The organism is Paenibacillus sp. NRS-1782, assembly GCF_050467685.1.
GTDB classification, from domain to species: domain Bacteria; phylum Bacillota; class Bacilli; order Paenibacillales; family Paenibacillaceae; genus Paenibacillus; species Paenibacillus terrae_A.
On record NZ_JBITPH010000077.1, the window covers coordinates 1 to 4,650 of the forward strand.

The 4,650-nt window shown below is 42.1% G+C and carries 3 protein-coding genes and 15 tRNA genes; 17 read left to right on the forward strand and 1 reads right to left on the reverse strand.

Annotated features, from left to right (window positions below; all coding sequences use genetic code 11):
- Window positions 1-37 precede the first annotated feature (37 nt).
- From ACIFQM_RS23845 to ACIFQM_RS23915, 15 genes are all read left to right on the forward strand, one after another.
- A tRNA-Asn gene (locus ACIFQM_RS23845) sits at window positions 38-113 on the forward strand.
- 3 nt (window positions 114-116) lie between these two features.
- A tRNA-Ser gene (locus tag ACIFQM_RS23850) sits at window positions 117-208 on the forward strand.
- A 14-nt stretch (window positions 209-222) separates the two neighbouring features.
- Window positions 223-294, forward strand: a tRNA-Glu gene (locus tag ACIFQM_RS23855).
- Window positions 295-363: 69 nt separating this feature from the next.
- Window positions 364-439, forward strand: a tRNA-Val gene (locus ACIFQM_RS23860).
- 26 nt (window positions 440-465) lie between these two features.
- Window positions 466-539 (forward strand) — tRNA-Met (locus tag ACIFQM_RS23865).
- 24 nt (window positions 540-563) lie between these two features.
- Window positions 564-640: transfer RNA gene (locus ACIFQM_RS23870), tRNA-Asp, on the forward strand.
- A 39-nt stretch (window positions 641-679) separates the two neighbouring features.
- A tRNA-Phe gene (locus ACIFQM_RS23875) sits at window positions 680-752 on the forward strand.
- 22 nt (window positions 753-774) lie between these two features.
- Window positions 775-850 (forward strand) — tRNA-Thr (locus ACIFQM_RS23880).
- A gap of 5 nt (window positions 851-855) precedes the next feature.
- Window positions 856-941, forward strand: a tRNA-Tyr gene (locus tag ACIFQM_RS23885).
- Between the two features lie 7 nt (window positions 942-948).
- Window positions 949-1,022 (forward strand) — tRNA-Trp (locus tag ACIFQM_RS23890).
- Between the two features lie 20 nt (window positions 1,023-1,042).
- Window positions 1,043-1,115: transfer RNA gene (locus tag ACIFQM_RS23895), tRNA-His, on the forward strand.
- 12 nt (window positions 1,116-1,127) lie between these two features.
- A tRNA-Gln gene (locus ACIFQM_RS23900) sits at window positions 1,128-1,202 on the forward strand.
- A gap of 7 nt (window positions 1,203-1,209) precedes the next feature.
- A tRNA-Gly gene (locus ACIFQM_RS23905) sits at window positions 1,210-1,281 on the forward strand.
- Window positions 1,282-1,293: 12 nt separating this feature from the next.
- A tRNA-Cys gene (locus tag ACIFQM_RS23910) sits at window positions 1,294-1,368 on the forward strand.
- Between the two features lie 11 nt (window positions 1,369-1,379).
- Window positions 1,380-1,461 (forward strand) — tRNA-Leu (locus ACIFQM_RS23915).
- 48 nt (window positions 1,462-1,509) lie between these two features.
- Here ACIFQM_RS23915 and ACIFQM_RS23920 read toward each other — a convergent pair.
- Window positions 1,510-1,722, reverse strand: coding sequence for a tyrosine-type recombinase/integrase (locus ACIFQM_RS23920; protein ID WP_430044468.1), 213 nt, complete (start codon window positions 1,720-1,722; stop codon window positions 1,510-1,512).
- Between the two features lie 474 nt (window positions 1,723-2,196).
- On the opposite strand from ACIFQM_RS23920, the gene ACIFQM_RS23925 reads away from it, so the two are divergent.
- Both ACIFQM_RS23925 and ACIFQM_RS23930 read left to right on the forward strand, forming a co-directional pair.
- Window positions 2,197-2,949 carry an SDR family NAD(P)-dependent oxidoreductase gene (locus ACIFQM_RS23925; RefSeq protein ID WP_430044470.1) on the forward strand — a complete coding sequence of 251 codons (753 nt, stop codon included), beginning with the start codon at window positions 2,197-2,199 and terminating at the stop codon, window positions 2,947-2,949.
- A gap of 556 nt (window positions 2,950-3,505) precedes the next feature.
- A complete protein-coding gene (locus ACIFQM_RS23930) occupies window positions 3,506-4,519 on the forward strand; it encodes an NADP-dependent oxidoreductase (protein WP_430044472.1) in 1,014 nt (337 codons plus the stop codon).
- Window positions 4,520-4,650 lie beyond the last annotated feature (131 nt).

A 4,650-nucleotide genomic window follows, 5' to 3' on the forward strand; every position in this document is an offset into this window, starting at 1 on the left:
AGTAGGACGTCGCCAAGCAAATCTTTATGATTACTATTCCCTGATAGCTCAGTTGGTAGAGCACTCGACTGTTAATCGAGTTGTCACAGGTTCGAGTCCTGTTCGGGGAGCCATATGGAGAGGTGTCCGAGTTGGCCGAAGGAGCACGATTGGAAATCGTGTAGGCGCCAAAAGCGTCTCGAGGGTTCGAATCCCTCTCTCTCCGCCAGAATTTTTTTGTATGGCCCGTTGGTCAAGCGGTTAAGACACCTCCCTTTCACGGAGGTAACAGGGGTTCGATTCCCCTACGGGTCATTAACTATTTTATAAAAGAGCTTGAAATAAAAAGCTTATAATGGTATAATACGTGAAGTGATGCGTTGTGGAGGCTTAGCTCAGCTGGGAGAGCATCTGCCTTACAAGCAGAGGGTCGGGGGTTCGAGCCCCTCAGCCTCCACCATTTGAAAAGTAAATACCTATTATTGTCGCGGGGTGGAGCAGTTCGGTAGCTCGTCGGGCTCATAACCCGAAGGTCACAGGTTCAAATCCTGTCCCCGCAATTCATTTCCCTAAGGAAATCTTTTGGAACTGTGGTGTAGAGGCCTAACATGCCTGCCTGTCACGCAGGAGATCGCGGGTTCGAATCCCGTCAGTTCCGCCATTTTAGTAATAAATTGCTTCTCAAAGAGCCTTAGAATAAGGCTCGGTAGCTCAGTCGGTAGAGCAGAGGACTGAAAATCCTCGTGTCGGCGGTTCGATTCCGTCCCGAGCCACTTTTAATTTAATAATTTATGTGCCGGTGTAGCTCAACTGGTAGAGCAACTGACTTGTAATCAGTAGGTTGGGGGTTCAAGTCCTCTCGCCGGCACCATTTTTGGAGGATTAGCGAAGTGGCCAAACGCATCAGACTGTAAATCTGCTCCCTTACGGGTTCGGTGGTTCGAATCCATCATCCTCCACCAGTTTTATAGGGGCATAGTTTAAAGGTAGAACAACGGTCTCCAAAACCGTTGGTGTGGGTTCAATTCCTGCTGCCCCTGCCAAATTTTTTTTTGTCTTTGCGGCGATCGTGGCGAAGTGGTTAACGCACCGGACTGTGACTCCGGCATTCGTGGGTTCAAGCCCCATCGGTCGCCCTTTACCTTTAATGGGGATTAGCCAAGCGGTAAGGCAACGGACTTTGACTCCGTCATGCATAGGTTCAAATCCTATATCCCCAGCCATCTTAATGCGGACGTGGCTCAGCGGTAGAGCATCGCCTTGCCAAGGCGAGGGTCGCGGGTTCGATTCCCGTCGTCCGCTTTGTAATACTCTGGCGCCATAGCCAAGTGGTAAGGCAAAGCTCTGCAAAAGCTTTATTCCCCAGTTCAAATCTGGGTGGCGCCTCCATAATTGAATATGCCGGCGTGGCGGAATGGCAGACGCGCTCGACTCAAAATCGAGTGGGAAACCGTGGAGGTTCGAGTCCTCTCGCCGGTACCATAATTATTAATTAACAGTCTATTAGAGATATTACTCTAATGGACTTTTTTATGTGATTTTCAGTACCCCGTTCATTGCCTGAGCTGAAGAAACTTTTGAACTGTATACTAGGTGAGAATAAATATTGGCTGTGGTTGAGTAATCGCTGTGGCCCAACCATTCCTGAACCTCTTTCATGCCTACACCGCTGACCAACAGCTGACTGGCGAAACTATGTCGAAGATCATGATACCGAATACGCCGCAAGTTGTGGTTTTTCAAAATAATCGGAAAGTGATTACCTTCAAGAGTGGATTTATTTCCTCCGCATCGTAGAAGCTCGCCACATAGTTAATCTTTTTGGGACGCTCCACTAAATCGGCAGGATCAGCTAAGATTGGTTTGTTTTGGTTTTCATTGCATATGGAAGAGCTTTGCGGATATTGACGTGATAATCTATCACGGTATTGGCACTTATTGAACGCATAGCCGAATTCGCTTTTCTTGAGTCCTCCTTGGCTCTTACCGTTGAGGAGATTGAAGATCTAATCTTGAGGTTTGGAAACTAATTTCACGATATACTTATTAACATGAGTAAAATTTAAGAAATTGTCATTTTGAATTAAAATACTTTACTGATCATTCTAAAAATGCTATGCTTAGACCAAGTCAGATCTAACTATTATTTTTTTGACTAAAGTAGAATGATCATTCTATAATTGTCTAAATAATATTTTTGAAAAGGGAGAGAATCGTATGAAGTACACAGTTATTACAGGAGCGAGCTCAGGTATAGGATATGAGACAGCATTGGCCTTTGCGTATCGCGGCAAAAACCTGATTATTGTAGCTAGAAGATTGGACAAATTAGAAGAGCTTAAATCAAAAATTCAGGGAATAAATTCAGATTTAGACGTTGTTATTCTTACAAGTGACCTGTCGGTTACGGATCAGGCCTATACCCTGTATAACGATTTAAAGGAGTATCAAATTGAGACTTGGATTAATAATGCCGGACTTGGTGAATCCTCTTTTGTAGTGGATCAGAATTTAGATAAAGTTGAAGCTATGCTGCGTGTTAATATAGAAACCTTAACCATTCTCTCTACTCTATATGCACACGATCATGCTGATATAGAAGGAACTCAGTTAATTAACGTATCTTCAGCACTTGGTTATGCTGTTGCCGTTAGCAGTGTTACTTATTCTGCAACTAAATATTATGTTAGTGCCTTCACCGAAGGGCTTGCAAAAGAACTGGAACTGAAAGGTGCGAAATTGAAGGCAAAAGTATTAGCACCAGCCATAACAGAAACGGAATTTGCGAAAAAATCAATAGATGCTGAAGAATTTGATTTTAAAGCAAACATGCCTAAGTATCACACTGCCAAGCAAATGGCGGGCTTCATGGTGGATCTTTATGATAGCAACGAAGTGGTAGGAATTGTAGACCAGAACTATAATTTCAATTTGAGACAGCCAATATATCCAATAATCTCAGAATTTTAAATCCGACTGGAAATTCATATCCATGCAACATACGCGGACGGATGAATATGGAGGCTCTATAGAAAATGTGCTCGCTTCGCATTGAAATAGCAAAAGCCATCGTTGACGAGATTGGAGCAGAGAGAACAGGCTTCCGCTGGAAGTGGCTCTCTATATTTATAACAAAAAATAGGAAATAACAAAGTAGTTTTAAACTTAAACTACATTATAGACAGTTGTGTTTAAAAATGGCGTACAACTAAAAAATTGTACGCCATAAATTTATCTGTGAGTCATCAATGTTATGAGAAAAAAACTCAGGTCAAAAAAAATTATATTTGTATAGTTTCTTGGATCAACCTAAAAATCAGTGCTTGACGTATGGACTGCACTATACTGGTAGGTTTTCACAGCATTCGGGCGCTATGGGCCGATGTGGATCTTAATTAGTTTGATTATCTGTATAGTATCGTGCCCATTTTTCTATTGAAATAGTGAAAACTATTGTCTTAATCGCTACTTTGAAAAAATACAAGAAACACAATGAAGGTAACTCAAAAGAAGGATGCTGAATAAAATGAAAACACTCATGAAAGCAGCTCAGATCACCAAGTACTTAAAAAAAATCCACGCCCAAGTCAATGACATTCCAATTCCAGAGATTGCTGACAACGAAGTTTTGGTAAAGGTCAAAGCTGCAGCGGTTAATCCACTTGAAATGTTGATTATCACAGGTAGCGTGAAACTGATTCAAAATTATGAATTCCCATTAACGCTTGGTAATGAATTGGCAGGCGTTATCGAAAAAGTCGGAAAAAATGTGACTAACTTTTACGTAGGAGACGATATCTATACACGTCTCCCACTAAAAAAAATTGGTGCTTTTGCGGAATATGCCGCAATTGACGCTGCCGCAATTTCCCCCATGCCAAAAAACTTATCCTACGTGGAAGCCGCTGCTGCAGCACTGACTGGACTCACAGCGTATCAAGGTCTACATGAAGAACTTGAGGCACAGTCCGGCAAATCTGTTTTCATTCCAGGTGGATCGGGTAGTTTTGGTCAAATGGCTGTCCCAATCGCAAAGGCAATGGGTCTAAATGTCATTGTTAGTGGCAACGCACAAGCGCGCGAACGCACTTTGGAAATTGGTGCAGATCAATATTTGGATTACACGAAAGAAAACTATGTTGACTTGTTGTCGAATGTCGATTATGTGATTGATACCTTGGGAGCCGAAGAATTTGACAATGAATTAAAAATCATTAAACCGGGCGGAAGATTGCTCTCTCTCCGTACAGGACCCAATAGACGTTTCGCAGAAGACAATAACTTTCCATGGTGGAAACAAAAGCTGTTTTCTGTGGTTGGCGCAAAGTATGACAACAAAGCCAAGAAACACGACGTGGATTACCGCTTTATCTTCGTTCATTCTGACGGTGCACAACTAAAAAATATTACCAAAATCATCGAAAAAAACAACATTGTTCCACCGATTCATCCAACACTATTTACCATAGGCAATGTTAATGAAGCGCTAGAACTAGTCGCAAATGGGCGTCCAAAAGGGAAGGTGATTATTAATTTTTAAGGAGAAAATGATGAAAGCAGTACAAATATACGGCTACTCAAAAAAGCTAGAAGCTCACATCAACGACTTGCCTATTCCTAGAATAAACAAACATCAAGTATTGGTCAAAACCACGCCTGTTGATTAACCAT

Coding starts and splice junctions, on each gene's coding strand:
- ACIFQM_RS23925 (WP_430044470.1), top strand. CDS start 2,197: ATGAAGTACACAGTTATTACAGGAGCGAGCTCAGGTATAGGATATGAG.
- ACIFQM_RS23930 (WP_430044472.1), top strand. CDS start 3,506: ATGAAAACACTCATGAAAGCAGCTCAGATCACCAAGTACTTAAAAAAA.